The sequence below is a fragment of the Mycobacterium sp. genome, from assembly GCF_035499775.1.
Classification (GTDB): domain Bacteria; phylum Actinomycetota; class Actinomycetes; order Mycobacteriales; family Mycobacteriaceae; genus Mycobacterium.
This window is the reverse complement of sequence record NZ_DATJYB010000083.1, coordinates 1-14,511: the sequence shown is the minus strand read 5'-3', so window position 1 is coordinate 14,511 and position 14,511 is coordinate 1. Positions and strand designations below refer to the sequence as shown.

The 14,511-nt window shown below is 66.8% G+C and carries 16 protein-coding genes and 1 pseudogene; 6 read left to right on the top strand and 11 right to left on the bottom strand.

All coding sequences use genetic code 11. From position 1 onward, the window contains the following. The first annotated feature begins 27 nt into the window (after positions 1–27). Positions 28–675 carry a class I SAM-dependent methyltransferase gene (locus VML93_RS05110; protein WP_414686282.1) on the top strand — a complete coding sequence of 216 codons (648 nt, stop codon included), beginning with the start codon at positions 28–30 and terminating at the stop codon, positions 673–675. Between the two features lie 267 nt (positions 676–942). Here the strand turns inward: VML93_RS05110 and VML93_RS05105 are convergent, their stop codons facing one another. Beyond that, on the bottom strand, positions 943–2,175 hold the full coding sequence (locus tag VML93_RS05105; RefSeq protein WP_325608332.1) for a zinc-binding dehydrogenase: 1,233 nt from the start codon (positions 2,173–2,175) through the stop codon (positions 943–945). Next, entirely contained in the window at positions 2,172–2,948 is a 777-nt protein-coding gene (locus tag VML93_RS05100) for an SDR family NAD(P)-dependent oxidoreductase (protein WP_325608330.1), read from the bottom strand. Before VML93_RS05100 ends, VML93_RS05105 begins: the two co-directional genes overlap by 4 nt. A gap of 158 nt (positions 2,949–3,106) precedes the next feature. Between VML93_RS05100 and VML93_RS05095 the strand changes: the two genes are divergently transcribed. Then, entirely contained in the window at positions 3,107–4,144 is a 1,038-nt protein-coding gene (locus tag VML93_RS05095; RefSeq protein WP_325608328.1) for a pyridine nucleotide-disulfide oxidoreductase, read from the top strand. A gap of 13 nt (positions 4,145–4,157) precedes the next feature. Here the strand turns inward: VML93_RS05095 and VML93_RS05090 are convergent, their stop codons facing one another. Beyond that, positions 4,158–5,102: a LysR family transcriptional regulator gene (locus VML93_RS05090; RefSeq protein WP_325608326.1), complete on the bottom strand. Its 945-nt coding sequence runs from the start codon at positions 5,100–5,102 to the stop codon at positions 4,158–4,160. Positions 5,103–5,422: 320 nt separating this feature from the next. Between VML93_RS05090 and VML93_RS05085 the strand changes: the two genes are divergently transcribed. Genes VML93_RS05085 through VML93_RS05075 form a run of 3 tightly spaced genes read left to right on the top strand, consistent with a single transcriptional unit; the run spans position 5,423 to position 8,217 of the window. Further along, complete coding sequence (locus VML93_RS05085) at positions 5,423–6,370, top strand: class I SAM-dependent methyltransferase (protein ID WP_325608325.1); 948 nt, start codon at positions 5,423–5,425, stop codon at positions 6,368–6,370. Further along, positions 6,367–7,293, top strand: coding sequence for a class I SAM-dependent methyltransferase (locus tag VML93_RS05080; RefSeq protein WP_325608323.1), 927 nt, complete (start codon positions 6,367–6,369; stop codon positions 7,291–7,293). Before VML93_RS05085 ends, VML93_RS05080 begins: the two co-directional genes overlap by 4 nt. 9 nt (positions 7,294–7,302) lie before the next feature. Beyond that, complete coding sequence (locus VML93_RS05075) at positions 7,303–8,217, top strand: class I SAM-dependent methyltransferase (RefSeq protein WP_325608321.1); 915 nt, start codon at positions 7,303–7,305, stop codon at positions 8,215–8,217. Here VML93_RS05075 and sppA read toward each other — a convergent pair. Then, positions 8,214–10,004 carry a signal peptide peptidase SppA gene (gene sppA, locus VML93_RS05070; RefSeq protein ID WP_325608319.1) on the bottom strand — a complete coding sequence of 597 codons (1,791 nt, stop codon included), beginning with the start codon at positions 10,002–10,004 and terminating at the stop codon, positions 8,214–8,216. The genes VML93_RS05075 and sppA overlap by 4 nt on opposite strands. Before the next feature lie 40 nt (positions 10,005–10,044). On the opposite strand from sppA, the gene VML93_RS05065 reads away from it, so the two are divergent. Further along, positions 10,045–10,971 (top strand): LLM class flavin-dependent oxidoreductase, encoded by a 927-nt coding sequence (locus tag VML93_RS05065; protein ID WP_325608317.1) that lies wholly within the window; start codon positions 10,045–10,047, stop codon positions 10,969–10,971. Here VML93_RS05065 and VML93_RS05060 read toward each other — a convergent pair. The 7 genes and pseudogenes from VML93_RS05060 to rplF all read right to left on the bottom strand — a co-directional run. Beyond that, positions 10,889–11,611, bottom strand: a complete 723-nt coding sequence (locus VML93_RS05060) for an adenylate/guanylate cyclase domain-containing protein (protein ID WP_325608315.1) — start codon at positions 11,609–11,611, stop codon at positions 10,889–10,891. The genes VML93_RS05065 and VML93_RS05060 overlap by 83 nt on opposite strands. 112 nt (positions 11,612–11,723) lie before the next feature. Then, a pseudogene (locus tag VML93_RS38490) lies at positions 11,724–12,335 on the bottom strand (hypothetical protein); the annotation flags it as partial. Between the two features lie 318 nt (positions 12,336–12,653). Next, the gene (gene rplO / locus VML93_RS05050; RefSeq protein WP_325608311.1) at positions 12,654–13,094 is read right to left on the bottom strand and encodes a 50S ribosomal protein L15; all 441 of its coding nucleotides are present in this window, start codon (positions 13,092–13,094) and stop codon (positions 12,654–12,656) included. Next, a complete protein-coding gene (gene rpmD, locus VML93_RS05045) occupies positions 13,091–13,285 on the bottom strand; it encodes a 50S ribosomal protein L30 (protein WP_325608309.1) in 195 nt (64 codons plus the stop codon). The genes rplO and rpmD overlap by 4 nt, the downstream gene beginning before the upstream one ends. Next, positions 13,282–13,953, bottom strand: a complete 672-nt coding sequence (rpsE, locus tag VML93_RS05040; protein ID WP_325608307.1) for a 30S ribosomal protein S5 — start codon at positions 13,951–13,953, stop codon at positions 13,282–13,284. Before rpsE ends, rpmD begins: the two co-directional genes overlap by 4 nt. A 19-nt stretch (positions 13,954–13,972) precedes the next feature. Beyond that, positions 13,973–14,341, bottom strand: coding sequence for a 50S ribosomal protein L18 (rplR, locus tag VML93_RS05035; RefSeq protein WP_325608339.1), 369 nt, complete (start codon positions 14,339–14,341; stop codon positions 13,973–13,975). Positions 14,342–14,379: 38 nt separating this feature from the next. Then, on the bottom strand, positions 14,380–14,511 hold a 132-nt coding region (gene rplF, locus VML93_RS05030; RefSeq protein WP_325608336.1), incomplete at its 5' end, for a 50S ribosomal protein L6.

The window sequence follows — 14,511 nt, the reverse complement described above, 5'->3', positions numbered from 1 at the left end:
GTGCTATTACGGTGCAGTATGGATTCTATGCTCAAACATCATCCACATGACTACCTGCCCGCCGCCAACTACGACGCGCTGCTGCCCAGCTACGACCTGTTGGCCCGCGTGATGGGTTTCAAGAACGTCTATCAGAAGCTGATCGCGCAGGCCGAACTCGCCGACGGCCAACGTGTCCTGGAAATCGGCTGCGGGACGGGGAATCTCAGCATCCGGGCCAAGCGAACCCATCCCGGTGTAGAGGTGACCGGATCCGACCCCGACCCGCTGGCACTCAAGCGCGCACAGCGCAAGGCAGCCCGACTGAGCGGTATCAGCTTCGAACGCGGCTACGCGCAACGGCTCCCCTACGCCGACGGCGAATTCGACCGGGTGTTGTCGTCGATGATGCTGCACCACCTGGACAGCGACGCCAAAACCGCTGCGGCGGCCGAGATTTTCCGCGTCCTGCGCCCCGGCGGCAGATTGCATTTGGTCGACATGGGCGGTGACATGACCGCGCACGACGGCCTGGCCGCGCGGCTCGTCAGGCACAGCCCGCACGCGGCCGGCAACCTCGGCGACGCGATTCCCCAGCTGCTACGTGCGGCGGGGTTCGACTGCACCGAGGTCGCCACGCAGCGGCACCGCTTCGTCGGACGGCTGACCTACTATCGCGCCATCCGTCCGGCCTAGTTGTTTTGCGCGTGCGGGAAGCAGCGCGCGGGAGCAGCGGTGTGCCCGCGAGGTTGCTGATTCGTGACGCAGCGAGGCGTAGCGGCGTTTAGGGTGAACTCCTCGGGTATGTGCTGGCCCTGGACGACGTCATCGCCCGCGGCATCGCCCAAGAACCCGATCAAGTCGCAACGGCCGCGGCCATGTCGACTTCTGCGCACCTACCCGAGCCGAGCCATGCTGCTCGTCAGCGATCTCGAGCGGCGTAGGCACGATCGACGCGGTTGCTCAGCGTTGATCGAACGCCACCTTGATGGCGCCGCTCTCCGCCTGGTTGGCAATCGCGAGTAGCGCGTCGCGCCACTGCTGAAGCTGAAAAGTGTGAGTCAGCATGGGCTGCAAGTCGATTCGTCCTGCAGAGACCAGGTCCAGGTAATGCGCGATGGCGTGCTTGCGCTGCCCTTCGACCTCCTCGAACCCGAACGCATTCGAGCCGACCCAGTTGATCTCCTTGAAGTACAGCGGGCTCCACTCCCACCGTCCAGGGGCGTGCACACCGGCCTTCACCAGCGTTCCCCGCGAAACCAGCACCCGCACACCAACTTCGAATGTCTCCGGCTTACCAACCGTGTCATAGACCACGTCGACCGCGCCAGGGTATGCCATCGGCAAGCCCTGCAAAGGCTGCCGCAGCCGACCGCCGCCCCAGGCGGCCAGCTCCTCGACGATGGCCAAACGGGGTTCGTGCGCGAGGACTTTGACGGCACCGAACTGTCGGGCCAGCTCGGCCTGGGCGTCGAACCGTGCCACCACCGCCACCGCCACGTCGGGATACAGCGCCCGCAGGATCGCCACCGCGCACAGCCCCAGCGAGCCGGCCCCGTACACCAGAACGCGCCCCGAGCGGGGCGGCGGGTGGCGGGTAATCGCATGCAGCGACACCGAAAATGGGTCGGCGAACACGGCCAGCTCGTCGGGCACCGAGTCAGGCACGGCGTACAGCATGCTGTCGTGGGCCGGCATCAACTCGGCGTAGCCGCCGGTCACGTCCGCCGACACCCCGGTGTGGATGCCGGGCTTGATGTCGCCGTCGGTGAAACTCCAACACAGGCTGTAGTCCCCGGTTTCGCAGGCGGGACAAGGTGGTTGGATGCCGCGCGGTCCGCACGACAGCCACGGGTTGAGCACCACCCGCTGCCCGACCTCCAACCCCCGTGCCTTCGGTCCCACCGCGACTACGTCGGCGACCACCTCGTGACCCATGACCTGGGGAAAAGAGCAGAACGCGGCCATCGCGTTGTCGACGTCGTCCTCGCCGAAGTCCATCAGGATCTGCTTGGAGTCCGATCCGCAGATGCCGGTCAGTCGCGGCCGGGTGATCACCCAATCCTGGTGCAGCAGTTGCGGATCCGGCACGTCTCGCAGCGCCGTCGGGGTGCGCGCCAGATTCTGGGTCAGCAGGTTGGCGTTCTCCGGAATCTCAAACGGCTCCGGTGGTACGCCGTAAACCAGCGCCTTCATCGCGGCGCCATCCCGGCCACACCGGCGATGAACGCATCGAGGTCGGCATTCTTGGCGTCCACAACGGCTTTCATATCGGGAACGTAATGCTCAAAGGAGTCGGTGCCCAGTGCCGCGATGATGCCGTCGGCCACTTCGTCGGCCGGCACTTTGGGCCCCTGGTAGAAAGGTTCCTCGCTGCCGGGCTGGTCCCAGATCTCGGTGTCGACCGGGCCGGGCTCGATCAGCTTGACCTCCACGCCGGTGCCGTGCAGGTCGACGGCCATCGCCTCACTCCACCCGCACAACGCGAATTTGCTGGCACAGTAGGCGGTTTCGTGGATGATCCCGAGGCGCCCGCCGACGCTCGACACGTTGACGATCATGCCCGAGCCCCGCTCCAGCATCCGCGGCAACACGGCGAGCGTCAGCCGCATCGGGGCGAAGAAGTTGACCCGCATCACGGCCTCCACCTCGTCCGGCGCCAACTCGGCGACCGGCCGGCGCTTCGGGATCGCCGCGTTGTTCACCAGAACGTCGATGCCGCCCAGCACGTCCCAGGCCCGCAGCGCCAACTCGCCGACGGCCGCGGTGTCGGCGAGGTCGGCCACCCACATCGCCGAGTCGGACGAGGTCCGTCGGCAGTCGGCCAGCACCTTGCCCAACCGATCACGGCGCCGGGCGATCAGCCCCACCACCGCTTTCTGTGCGGCGAGCTGACGGGCCAAGGCCGCTCCCAGCCCCGAGGAAGCGCCGGTGATGAGCACTCGTTTGCCGGTTGCCGAGTAGGCCATGCGTCAAGGTTGCCGCGAACCAGCCGCGTTGGGAAGGGTGGACAGCCTCACAAGGCGAGTTTGTGAGTACACAACGTCGGAGCCCCTACTCACGATTACGCACGCGGCGAATGATTTAGACGTGACCCTTTGGTGACAGGCGAACAAGGAAATGGACCATGAAGCAACACGAGTGGACTGTGATCGGCGCCGGACCCGCGGGAATTGCCGCGGTGGGCAGGCTCATCGACCACGGCATAGCGCCGGAGAAGATCGCCTGGGTCGACCCGCACTTCGCGGCAGGTGATCTGGGCGACAAGTGGCGAGCCGTCTCTAGCAACACTGCCGTCTCGCTGTTCCTCGACTACCTGAACGCGTCACCGTCCTTTCGTTTCCGCGAGGCACCGCCATTCAAGCTCACCGAGGTCGACCCCCGCGAAACGTGTCTACTGGACTTGGTCGCCGATCCTCTGGTGTGGGTCACAGAGCAGCTACGGCAGCGAGTGACGGCCTTTCCCTCCGTGGCTACTGAGCTCTACCTGCGCAATAGGCAGTGGTCAGTGCAGACCGAGCACGGTGTCATCACCTCCGAGAAAGTGATCGTCGCGGTCGGCGCAACTGCCAAGAAGTTGGCCTTTCCGGATCTGGCGGAGATTCCGATAGATGTCGCCCTTGACCCGGAAAAGCTGGCCGTCCAGCCGTTGGACGGTGCCACCGTCGCCGTCTTCGGGTCGTCTCACTCAACCATGATCGCCCTGCCAAATCTGTTGAACCGACCCGTTGAAAAAGTGGTCAACTTCTACCGCAGCCCGCTCAGATACGCCGTCGATATGGGGGATTGGACGCTGTTCGACGATGTCGGTCTCAAGGGTCGGGCGGCGCTGTGGGCGCGGGAGAACATCGACGGCGTGTACCCGGAGCGCCTCGAGCGTGTGTCGATGCACAGCCCCGAATTCCGACAGCACCTTGCCGAGTGTGATCACGTCGTCTACACCGTGGGCTTCGAGCGCCGGCGACTTCCCCGCACTCCGCAGTGGGAGAGACTCGACTACAACCCGGCCAACGGGATTATTGCGCCGGGCCTCTTCGGGTTCGGCATCGCATTCCCAGAATGCCGCACCGACCCGTTGGGCTTCACGGAACACCGGGTGGGGCTGCACAAATTCATGACGTACCTCAACACCGTTCTGCCGCTGTGGATGAGCTACGGGCCCTAGCCACAACCCAAAGCTAATCAGCGCCGCGACTTGTGATGTGACTGATGAGGTCTCGGGCTGTTCCCGCGGGCGGATTGCGGCCGCCTATCCAGATGGCCCTCAGCTCCCGTCTGAGGTTCAATTCGGGAACCGGCACGATACACAGACGTCCGGCCACCGCATCGTCAGCCACCGCCAGCCGGCTCATCACCGCGGGCCCCGCACCAGCCACCACCGCCGCGCGCACCGCAGCGGCAGAAGACAATTCGAGGATGGGATGCGCTTGTTGCATCGACTCACCCACCGTGTGACGGAGCGCCGCCGTCAACGAATCACGAGTACCCGACCCCGATTCACGGGTGACGAGCGGCGTTTGGCTCAGCTCCCACGCGCCTAACGAACGTCGGCGACGAGCCCACTTGTGGTCGGGAGGCACGATAACCACGAGCTCGTCGTGACCGATCACGCGACTGCGCAGCCCGCCCGGCACGTGCGGCGTTTCGATGAACCCGAGATCCGCGGCGCCATCGCGGACAGCGGCGATCACCTGGTCGCTGTTGGTAGCGGTCATGATGACTTCCGGAACGGTCGCGCCACGTCGATTTGCCGCAGCACGCATCGACACCAGCCAGCGCGGCATGAGCTGTTCCGCGATGGTCAGGCTCGCGACCACCTTGAGGCGCGTTCGCTTTTCCGAGCGCATCGACGCTAATCCCGTGTCCACCTGGTGGGCTTCGTCGAGCAATCGATCGGCCCACTCGGCCAGAACGGTGCCGGCGGGCGTAAGTTGCGAACCGCGCGGCGTCCTGACAAACAAGACCACACCGGTCTGAGCCTCGAGTGAGGCCATCCGCGCCGACACGGCCTGCTGTGTCAGCCCAAACTCTCGGGCAGCAGCACCGAAACTTCCCGTCCTGGCGATCGCCGAAAAGATTTCCAGCGCAGACAGTTCGGGCATTCGAGCACTCAGTCCCGGCATGACTCATCCAACGCCGCAAGGGGGTTCGCCGGAGAATGTCGTAACACCCACCGGGATAACGGCTTCCAAACCGCATGCATCCCCAGGCTCCAGCCTCTGAACAGCGCCCGCCGCAAGATCTGCCCCCGAGTATACGAGCCACAACACCACCTTGTGACCGCCGAGCGGGCGAGGACACTTCTCGATCGCCGCCGTTGTGCCTCGGCGCTGCTGCAGCGTAACCGGGGTCCACCGGCGCGGGAATCGGTCACGGCGTACAGTGGTTTGAGGTTCGTTATATTGGCTAAGTATCAACTGGCACTACCTCCGAAGGGCAACAGATGACGTCCACCGGTTCCACCAGGTACGAGGGAGACACCTGGGATCTGGCATCCAGCGTCGGAGCGACCGCGACGATGGTCGCCGCGGCCCGCGCGATGGCAACCCGTGCTGAGAATCCGCTGATCAATGATCCATTCGCCGAGCCGCTGGTCAGGGCGGTGGGCGTAGACCTGCTCACCCGGTTGGCCGTCGGCGAAGTGAACCCGGCCGACCTGGACGACAAGGACCACCCGGGTCGCGCTACCGGGGCGATGGCCCGCATGACCGACAACATGGCGGTCCGCACCAAGTTCTTCGACGACTTCTTCACCGGCGCCGCCAACGCCGGCATCAGGCAGGCGGTCATCCTGGCTTCCGGATTGGACTCTCGCGCCTACCGATTGCCGTGGCCCGACGGGACGGTGGTCTACGAGATCGACCAGCCGCAGGTCATCGAATTCAAGACCCGCACGCTGGCCAAGCTGGGCGCGTCCGCCACCGCCGATCGGCGAGCGGTGGCCATCGATCTGCGCGAGGACTGGCCCGCCGCCCTGCGCGCCGCAGGATTCGACGCGACCCAACCGACCGCGTGGAGCGCCGAGGGGCTGTTGGGATACCTGCCGCCGGACGCGCAGGACCGCCTGCTGGACACCGTCACGGAACTCAGTGCGCCGGGCAGCCGATTCGCCACCGAAAGCGTCAGCAACATCGACCCTGCCGACCGGGAGAAGATGGTGCAGCGCATGCAGGCGGTCTCCGAGCGGTGGCGCGCGCACGGTTTCGACATCGACATGACCGGACTTGTGTATATCGGCGACCGCAACGAGGCCGCGCCGTACCTGGCCGACCGCGGTTGGGAGCTTACCAAGACCAATGCCCGAGACATGTTGACGGCCAACGGGCTTCCGCCTGTCGAGGACGACGACATGCCCCGGGCCGACCTGTTCTACGTCAGCGGCACGCGATGACCCAGATCGACTCGACACGATCCGACGGCGACAGCTGGGGCCCGGCCTCCAGCGTGGGCGCGACGGCGACCATGGTCGCGGTGTCGCGGGCGCTGGCGTCGCAAGGGCCCAACGCGTTACTCGATGATCAGCTGGCCGACCCGCTGGTGCGGGCGGTGGGTCTGGTCCCGTTCGTGCGGATGATCGACGGAGAAGTCACGGCCGAAGACGACCCGCTGCTGAACCGCGAGCGGATGAACGAGCAGATCGCCGTACGCACCCGGTTCTTCGACGACTTCTTCACCGCGTCTGGCGGGGCCACCGAGGCGGGTATCCGCCAGGCCGTGATCCTGGCCTCCGGCCTGGACACCAGGGCCTACCGGCTGGCGTGGCCGCAGGGCATGGTGGTGTACGAGATCGACCAGCCGGAGGTCATCGACTTCAAGACCCGCACGCTGGTCGACCATGGCGCGACCCCGACCGCCGACCGCCGGCCGATCGGAATCGACCTGCGCGAGGACTGGCCAACGGCGTTGCGCCGGCACGGTTTCGACACCACCCAACCGACGGCGTGGATCGCCGAGGGTCTGCTCGTGTACCTGCCGCCCGAAGCTCAGGACCGGTTGTTCGACGACATCACCGCGCTCAGCGCACCGGGCAGCCGGGTTGCCACCGAGCACCTCCCCGACCCGCAGACCTTTTTCGCCGAGCGCGCGAACCAACTGTCCGAGCGCTGGAACCGCCTCGGCGTCGAGCTGAACATGTCCAACCTGATGTACGACGGCGAGCGCAGCGTCGTCATCGACTACCTGGCCGGCCACGGCTGGGATGTGACAGCCCGGACGGCTCCGGAACTGTATGCGCACAACGGTTTTGAGTTTCCCAACGACGAGATGGCGGCAGTCTTCAGCAAGGCGAGCTATGTCGCCGCGACCCTTCGGTAAGGTGTTCACATGCCACGCGCCCACGACGACCACTGGGACCTGGGCTCCAGCGTCGGCGCCACCGCAACCCTGGTGGCGGCCGGTCGTGCGATGGCAAGCAGGGACCCGGACGGTCTGATCAACGACCCGTTCGCCGAGCCGCTGGTGCGCGCCGTCGGCTTGGATTTCTTCACCAAGATGATGGACGGCGAGCTCGACCTGACCGCGTTCGAGAACTTCTCGCCGGAACGCGCGCAGGCGATGGTCCACGGGATGGCGGTGCGCACGAAGTACTTCGACGACTACCTCCTGAACGCGGCCCGTTCCGGGGTACGGCAGGTGGTGATCCTCGCGTCCGGTCTGGATTCGCGTGCCTACCGGTTGCCGTGGCCGGCCGGGACCGTGGTCTACGAAATCGATCAGCCGCAAGTGATCGAGTTCAAGACAACGACTTTGGCCGACATCGGGGCCGAACCCACCGCGACCCGGCGGACGATCCCCATCGATCTGCGCGCCGACTGGCCCGCGGCGCTTGCCGCAGCCGGACTGGACACCTCAGCGCCGACAGCGTGGCTGGCCGAAGGCCTGCTTATCTACCTGCCGCCCGAAGCCCAGGACCGGCTGTTCGACAACATCACCGCACTCAGCGCACCGGGCAGCACGATCGCCACCGAATTCGTGCCTGGCATAGTGGATTTCGATGTCAACCGGGTGCAGGGGATGGCCAATCCCTTCCAGGAGCACGGCGTGGACATCGACATGGCCTCGCTGGTCTATACCGGCGAACGCAACCACGTCCTGGACTATCTGACGGCCAAGGGATGGAACGTCGACGGCGTGACCCGTGCCGAACTATTCATCCGCGCCGGCCTCGATGTGCCGCCCCCGGAAGACGACGACCCACTGGGCGAGATCATCTTCATCAGTGGCGGCCTGAGCGGTTAGAAGCGCGACTGCCCCAACCACAACACGCTGGCACCGCTCAGCGTCTGCTCGACGTGTTCGAGGATTCCGGCAACCGAACGGCCCAGCAGCGCGCCAAGCGCCTCCGGCAGCGACGCCGCGGCGGGTTGCGACGAGGAGCGAGGTCGCACCAGGTCGAGCAACGACGAACCGGGGTAGCTGATGATGCGCACCTCGGTGTCCTCGTCCAGGCCGGCCAGAACCTTGGCGCGGCGTACCGCAGTCCGCAACCCGCCGAGTTCGTCGACCAAACCGCGCTGCAGAGCGTCGGCGCCGGTCCAAACGCGGCCGCGGGCAACGACATCCACGGCTTCGACGGTCATCTTGCGGCCCTCGGCGACGCGCTCCACGAAGTCGTCGTAGAACAGGTCGGCTTCGGCTTCGCGATGGGCCTGCTGCTCCGGCGTGAAGGGCGCGTCAGCCGACCACGCGTCGGCATTGGCGTTGGTGCGCACGGTATCTGACCCGACGCCGAGTCGGCCCTTCAGATCCCGCACCACCAGCTTCCCGGTGATCACCCCAATCGACCCGGTGATGGTGCCCGGATTGGCCACGATCGCGTCGGCTCCCATCGAGGCGTAGTAGCCGCCCGATGCGGCGACCGAGCCCATCGACGCCACCACCGGCTTGCCGCGCTCACGGGCCCTCGCCACCTCACGCCAGATGGTCTCCGACGCTGCGACCGAACCCCCGGGACTGTCCACCCGCAGCACGATCGCGGACACCGAATCGTCGCCGGCAACCTCGCGGAGAGCCGCCGCGATGGTGTCACCACCGGCGCTGGAGGGACCGATCGGCAGCAATTGCGGACCGCCGCGGCCGTTGACGATCTGGCCCTCGAGGGTGACCACGGCGATGGTCGGCTTGGACCGGCGACCCGGAATCGGGGGCACGGGTGGCGTCAGCCGGGACCGGGCGGCACCCGCGTACCGCGTCAGGTAGAGCCGCGGCGGGTTGTCGCCACCATCGCACTCTTCTGGCGAAATGTCCTCCACACCAACCATTTCCGCGATCCGCGCATAGGCTTCGTCGCGGAACCCGATCCGGTCGATCAGCCCGGCGGCAACGGCGTCATCGCGCAACAGCGGAGCCCGGTCGGCCAGCTCATCGAGCTTGCCGGGCGCGATCTTGCGCGACTCGCCGATCCCCTGCCACACCTGGTCCTGCAAGCTCTCCAATATCCGGGTGACGGCTTCCCGATGGGCGTCGGTGAAGCCGTCTTGAGTGAAAACGTTTGCCGCCGACTTGTATTCACCGCGTGCAACGAACTGGGCTTCGATGCCGGCCTTCTCCAGTGCCTCGCGCAGGAACATGGCGTTGCTCGCGAAGCCGATCAGCCCCACGGTTCCCGACGGCTGCATCCAGATCTCGCCGAACGCCGACGCCAGGTAGTACGACAGCGTCCCCGGATAGGTCTCGGCCCAGGCCAGTGACGGCTTGACGGCGCTGAAAGCCAGGATTGCCTCTCGCAACTCCTGAACCACCGCGGGCGGGGCGGCCGCGAGCTGTAAGCGGGCGATCAGCCCGGCGACGCGGGGGTCCTCGGCGGCACGGTGCAGCGCGGCGACAGCGTCACGCAGCGCCATCGGCCGGCCACCTCCGGTGACGAGCGTGACGGGGTCGAAGCCCGTCGTCTCCGGTGGCACCGAACGCAGGTTGAACTCGAGCACACAGCCGTCGGGTATGCCGTGGTGGCGGGCGGTATCGACCCGGCTGGCCAGGGCGCGCACGTCGTCGAGGCCAGGAAATGAAGGCAGAAAGGCAAACATGATGTCCCAGCCTACCGATCGCCCGCCGTACGGTGGTTGGGTGAGGTTCTCGATCGCGATCCCCCAGTTCGATTACGACGAATTCGATGCCGCCGGCCTGCGTGCCTATCTGGCGCGTGCTGAGGAACTCGGGTTCGAAGGCGGCTGGGTGCTGGAGCAGACCATCGGCCAGGCACCTTTGTTAGCCCCGCTGGAGCTGCTGGCCTATTGCGCGGCCTGCACCGAGCGGCTGCGCCTGGGAGTCGCCGTACTGGTGACGTCGCTGCACGAGCCACTTCAGCTGGCGTCGGCGGTGACCGCCGTCGACCGGCTCAGCCACGGGCGGCTCGACATTGGCGTCGCGCCAGGCGGCGGTGCCCGTCAGTTCGCCGCCTTCGGCGTCGAAAAGTCGACGTACATAAGCTATTTCACCGAGGGCCTGGAGTTGATGAAGGCGGCCTGGTCCGACCAGCCCAGGGTGACGTTTCATGGCCGGTTCCGTGACGTCGACGACCTGCCCATCCAGCCGAAGCCGGTGCAACGACCACACCCGCCGATCTGGTTCGGCGGCCTTGCCCCCAAGGCGCTCGCCCGGGCGGTGCGGCACGGTGATGCGTTCCTGGGCGCGGGATCGTCGACGACCGACGCGTTTGCCGGGGCCGTGGCCGTGGTGCGGCGTGAGGTTGCCGAGCAGGGCAAAGACGCCGCGCGGTTCACCATTGGCAAACGGGTCTATCTGACCGTCGACGACGATGCCGCCCGAGCCCGCGAGCGCGTGCTTGCCGGGCTGCGGCGCATCTACGGCGGCATGCCCGGCATCGACGCGGTTCCGGTGTCCGGGACACCCGACGACGTCGTCCGAGGGCTGAGTCAGGTGATCGACGCCGGCGCCCAGATGCTGCTGCTCAATCCCGTCGGCGCCGACGTTGCGGAGAACCGTGAGCAAATGGAGCGCCTTGCCGCAGAGGTGATTCCGCGGCTCGGCTAGAGGGTGCTTTTGCGTTCCCCCGCAAGCGGGAGGTGCCCCCAGCTCGCCGAACGGCGAGTGGGACGTAGGTTTCGGTGGCCGATGACCGGCCCCGCAAGAGCATCGGCTCGTGCGCTCGCCACCAGCACATCTCGTCGCCGGCCTCGGCGACCGCAGCGTGTGACGCGAGCAAACGTTCGGGTACCTTTTTGGCCTGCTCGGTGAGGCGGGCGGCCTCGTTGACCGCGTCGCCGATCACGGTGTATTCGTAGCGGTCCGCCGCCCCGATATTGCCGGCGATGACCTCCCCCGAGGAAACGCCGATCGCGGCGTCGAGGCCAGGATGGCTCTCGGCCAGGGCAATGAACTCCGTTCGCAGCGCCCGCGCCGCCCGTAATGCCGCGGCAGCGTGCCCGATGTGCTCGGTGGGCGGGCCGAACACACACAACGCGGCGTCGCCCTCGAACTTGTTCACCCACCCGCCCTCTTTGGTCACACAGTCGACGACGGCGCCGAATACGTCGTTCAGGACGGCCACCACGTCTTCGGGCTCCAGCCGCTGGGTCATCGCCGTCGAGCCGATCAGGTCGAAAAACAGGACACTGGCCACTCGGCGCTCGCCACCGAGCCGCACACCCGTCGCGAGCGCGGCACGGGCCACCTCGATACCCGACGTGGCGGCCGAATATGTCGTGCAGCCGCTGGTGTTCCAGCAATCCGGCGACCATGTGGTTGAATCCGGCCTGCAGTTCGCCCACTTCGCCGCCGTAGTCGACCGGGATCTGCACGTTCAGGTCACCGTCTTGCACTTTCCGCTGGGCGGCTTTCAGGCTGGTCACCGGTTCGATCAGCGACCGGGCCACCGCATAGGTGCCCGCCAGACCCCACACCACCGCAACAGCCGAATTCACCGCGAGCACGACCGGCAGGAGGAGCCGTTCCTGTGCGGGCTGCCCGATCCAGATGGTGCCCAGCACCGACAGCGGCACGGCGCTGCTGAGCGCCCACAGCAGGATCAGCCGACGGCGCAGCCCCAGCTTGTTTCCGCCGGGTGCCGCGTGCCCGGCCAACGCCACCCGCAGAACCGGGCGGAAAAGCTCTTCGAGCAGCAGAAACGACAAACCGGCGGCGCCGCACCCGGCCAAGGCGCCGATCACGCCGATCCTGATCGAGCTGAGCGGCGGATAGCCCAGCACCGCGGCCGTCACGGCGACCGCGGACGTTGCCGACACCCAGGCAAAGAACACATCGACAGCCGTCGACCAGGGCCACAGGAGCACCAGACTCCGCTCCTCGGCGGTCGCCGGCCGGCGTTCGCGGACCCAACCCGACGCCCTGCGGGCCCGCCGAAAGGCGCGGGAAAACCCGACAACAAGCGCAATCATCATGAACAGCGCCGCGACCCCAAGCATGACGACCTCATCGCGGCCGAGCCTGTCGCGTCCCAGGCCGCCGCCGAAGACCATCCCGGCGATCATCATCAGGCCGGTGGCCACATTCGCGACGACGAGCGGTCCCTTGCCGCGCAACCGTTCGGTGATCGCGGCGATGGTGTCCCACAAGCTGTCATCGAACGACAGGTGCTGCTCTTCGCATTCAGCTTCCGGAGTGTCGCTCATAATCCGCAATCTATAGTTGCGCGAACAGCCCGAAAAGCACCCGACACGCCGTGCGTGCGGGTGCTTTTGCGTCTGCTCGCGAGCCTAAAGCTCGGTGACCGAGCCGCCGGCGGCGGTGATCTTCTCGCGGGCTGAGCCGCTGAACTTGTGCGCGGACAGGTCCACCTTGACGGTCAGCTTGCCGTCGCCGAGGACCTTGACCAGAGAGTTCTTGCGAACGGCGCCCTTGGCGACGAGTTCGTCCACGCCGACGGTCCCGCCCTGCGGGAACAGCCGGCTGATGTCGCCGACGTTGACGATCTCGTACTCGGTGCGGAACCGGTTGCGGAATCCCTTGAGCTTGGGCAGCCGCATGTGGATGGGCATCTGCCCACCCTCGAAGGTCACCGGCACGTTCTTGCGTGCCTTGGTGCCCTTGGTACCGCGTCCCGCGGTCTTGCCCTTGGAGCCCTCACCGCGGCCGACGCGGGTGCGAGCCGTTTTCGACCCGCGCGCGGGCTTCAGGTCGTGCAGCTTGAGCGTCACTTCGCCTCACCTCCAGCGGGCTCCACCTCGACGAGGTGGCTTACCGTCGCGATCAGCCCCCGGGTCTGTGGGTTGTCCTCGCGGATCACCGAATGGCGGATCCGCCGCAGGCCCAACGTGCGTAGACTCTCGCGCTGCTTCCAGCGTGCCCCGATCGTGCTGCGCACCTGGGTGATCTTCAGCTGGCTCATTGTTGCGTCTCCCGGCCAGCGGCGGCAGCCAAGGCTTCACTCTCCCGGCGCGCCCTGAGCATCCCGGCCGGTGCGACGTCTTCGATCGGCAGTCCGCGACGAGCGGCCACCTCCTCGGGGCGCTGCAGGAGCTTGAGCGCGGCCACGGTGGCGTGCACCACGTTGATCGCGTTGTCGCTGCCCAACGATTTGGCCAGGATGTCGTGCACCCCAGCGCATTCCAGCACCGCGCGCGCGGCGCCACCGGCGATCACACCGGTACCCGGGCTGGCCGGACGCAACAGCACCACACCGGCGGCCGCCTCACCCTGCACCGGATGCGTGATGGTGCCACCGATCAAAGGCACCCGGAAGAAGCCCTTGCGTGCCTCCTCGACGCCCTTGGCGATCGCGGCGGGAACTTCCTTGGCCTTGCCGTAGCCGACACCGACCATCCCGTTACCGTCGCCGACGATGACCAGCGCGGTGAAGCTGAACCGCCGGCCACCCTTGACCACCTTGGAGACGCGGTTGATCGCGACGACGCGCTCGAGGTAGTTGCTCTTCTCACCGTCACGTTCGCGACCGCCGCGGCCGCCGCCGTCGCGCCGGCCACGCGAGTCGCGGCCGTCGCGCGAGTCCCGGCTGTCAGAGCGGTTGTCTCCGCCGCCTGCCGACTGCTCCGCCATTATGCGGTCCTCCCAATCATCAGAATTGCAATCCGTTCTCGCGCGCGGCATCGGCCAGCGCCGCGATCCGTCCGCCGTAGGTGTAGCCGCCGCGGTCGAACACCACGGTGTCGATGCCGGCGGCCTTGGCGCGCTCGGCGATCAACTGACCGACCCGCACGCTGTGGGCTTTCTTGTCACCGTCGAGGCCACGCACATCGGCCTCGATCGACGAGGCGGCGGCCACAGTGGTGCCGTTGAGATCGTTTACCAGCTGCACGTGGATGTGCCTCGCCGAGCGGTGCACCACCAGGCGGGGCCGCTCCGGGGTGCCCGAGATCTTCTTGCGCAGCCGCGCGTGCCTACGCAGCCGGGAGACCCGTCGCGTTGCGGATACGCTCTGCCCCAACGGCTTTTGCGCAGCAGCAGCTTGTGATTGCGCCATGATTACTTACCTGTCTTTCCGACCTTGCGGCGGATCTGCTCGCCCTCGTAGCGAACGCCCTTGCCCTTGTACGGGTCGGGACGACGCAGACGGCGGATGTTCGCCGAGATCTGGCCGACCTTCTGCTTGTCGAT

What these genes read in the sequence shown, in the direction of transcription:
- VML93_RS05080 (WP_325608323.1), top strand. Translation starts at nt 6,367, where the DNA reads ATGACCCAGATCGACTCGACACGATCCGACGGCGACAGCTGGGGCCCG.
- VML93_RS05095 (WP_325608328.1), top strand. Translation starts at nt 3,107, where the DNA reads ATGAAGCAACACGAGTGGACTGTGATCGGCGCCGGACCCGCGGGAATT.
- VML93_RS05105 (WP_325608332.1), bottom strand. Translation starts at nt 2,175, where the DNA reads ATGAAGGCGCTGGTTTACGGCGTACCACCGGAGCCGTTTGAGATTCCG.
- VML93_RS05100 (WP_325608330.1), bottom strand. Translation starts at nt 2,948, where the DNA reads ATGGCCTACTCGGCAACCGGCAAACGAGTGCTCATCACCGGCGCTTCC.
- VML93_RS05085 (WP_325608325.1), top strand. Translation starts at nt 5,423, where the DNA reads ATGACGTCCACCGGTTCCACCAGGTACGAGGGAGACACCTGGGATCTG.
- VML93_RS05075 (WP_325608321.1), top strand. Translation starts at nt 7,303, where the DNA reads ATGCCACGCGCCCACGACGACCACTGGGACCTGGGCTCCAGCGTCGGC.
- VML93_RS05090 (WP_325608326.1), bottom strand. Translation starts at nt 5,102, where the DNA reads ATGCCGGGACTGAGTGCTCGAATGCCCGAACTGTCTGCGCTGGAAATC.
- rpmD (WP_325608309.1), bottom strand. Translation starts at nt 13,285, where the DNA reads ATGAGCCAGCTGAAGATCACCCAGGTGCGCAGCACGATCGGGGCACGC.
- sppA (WP_325608319.1), bottom strand. Translation starts at nt 10,004, where the DNA reads ATGTTTGCCTTTCTGCCTTCATTTCCTGGCCTCGACGACGTGCGCGCC.
- VML93_RS05110 (WP_414686282.1), top strand. Translation starts at nt 28, where the DNA reads ATGCTCAAACATCATCCACATGACTACCTGCCCGCCGCCAACTACGAC.
- rpsE (WP_325608307.1), bottom strand. Translation starts at nt 13,953, where the DNA reads ATGGCGGAGCAGTCGGCAGGCGGCGGAGACAACCGCTCTGACAGCCGG.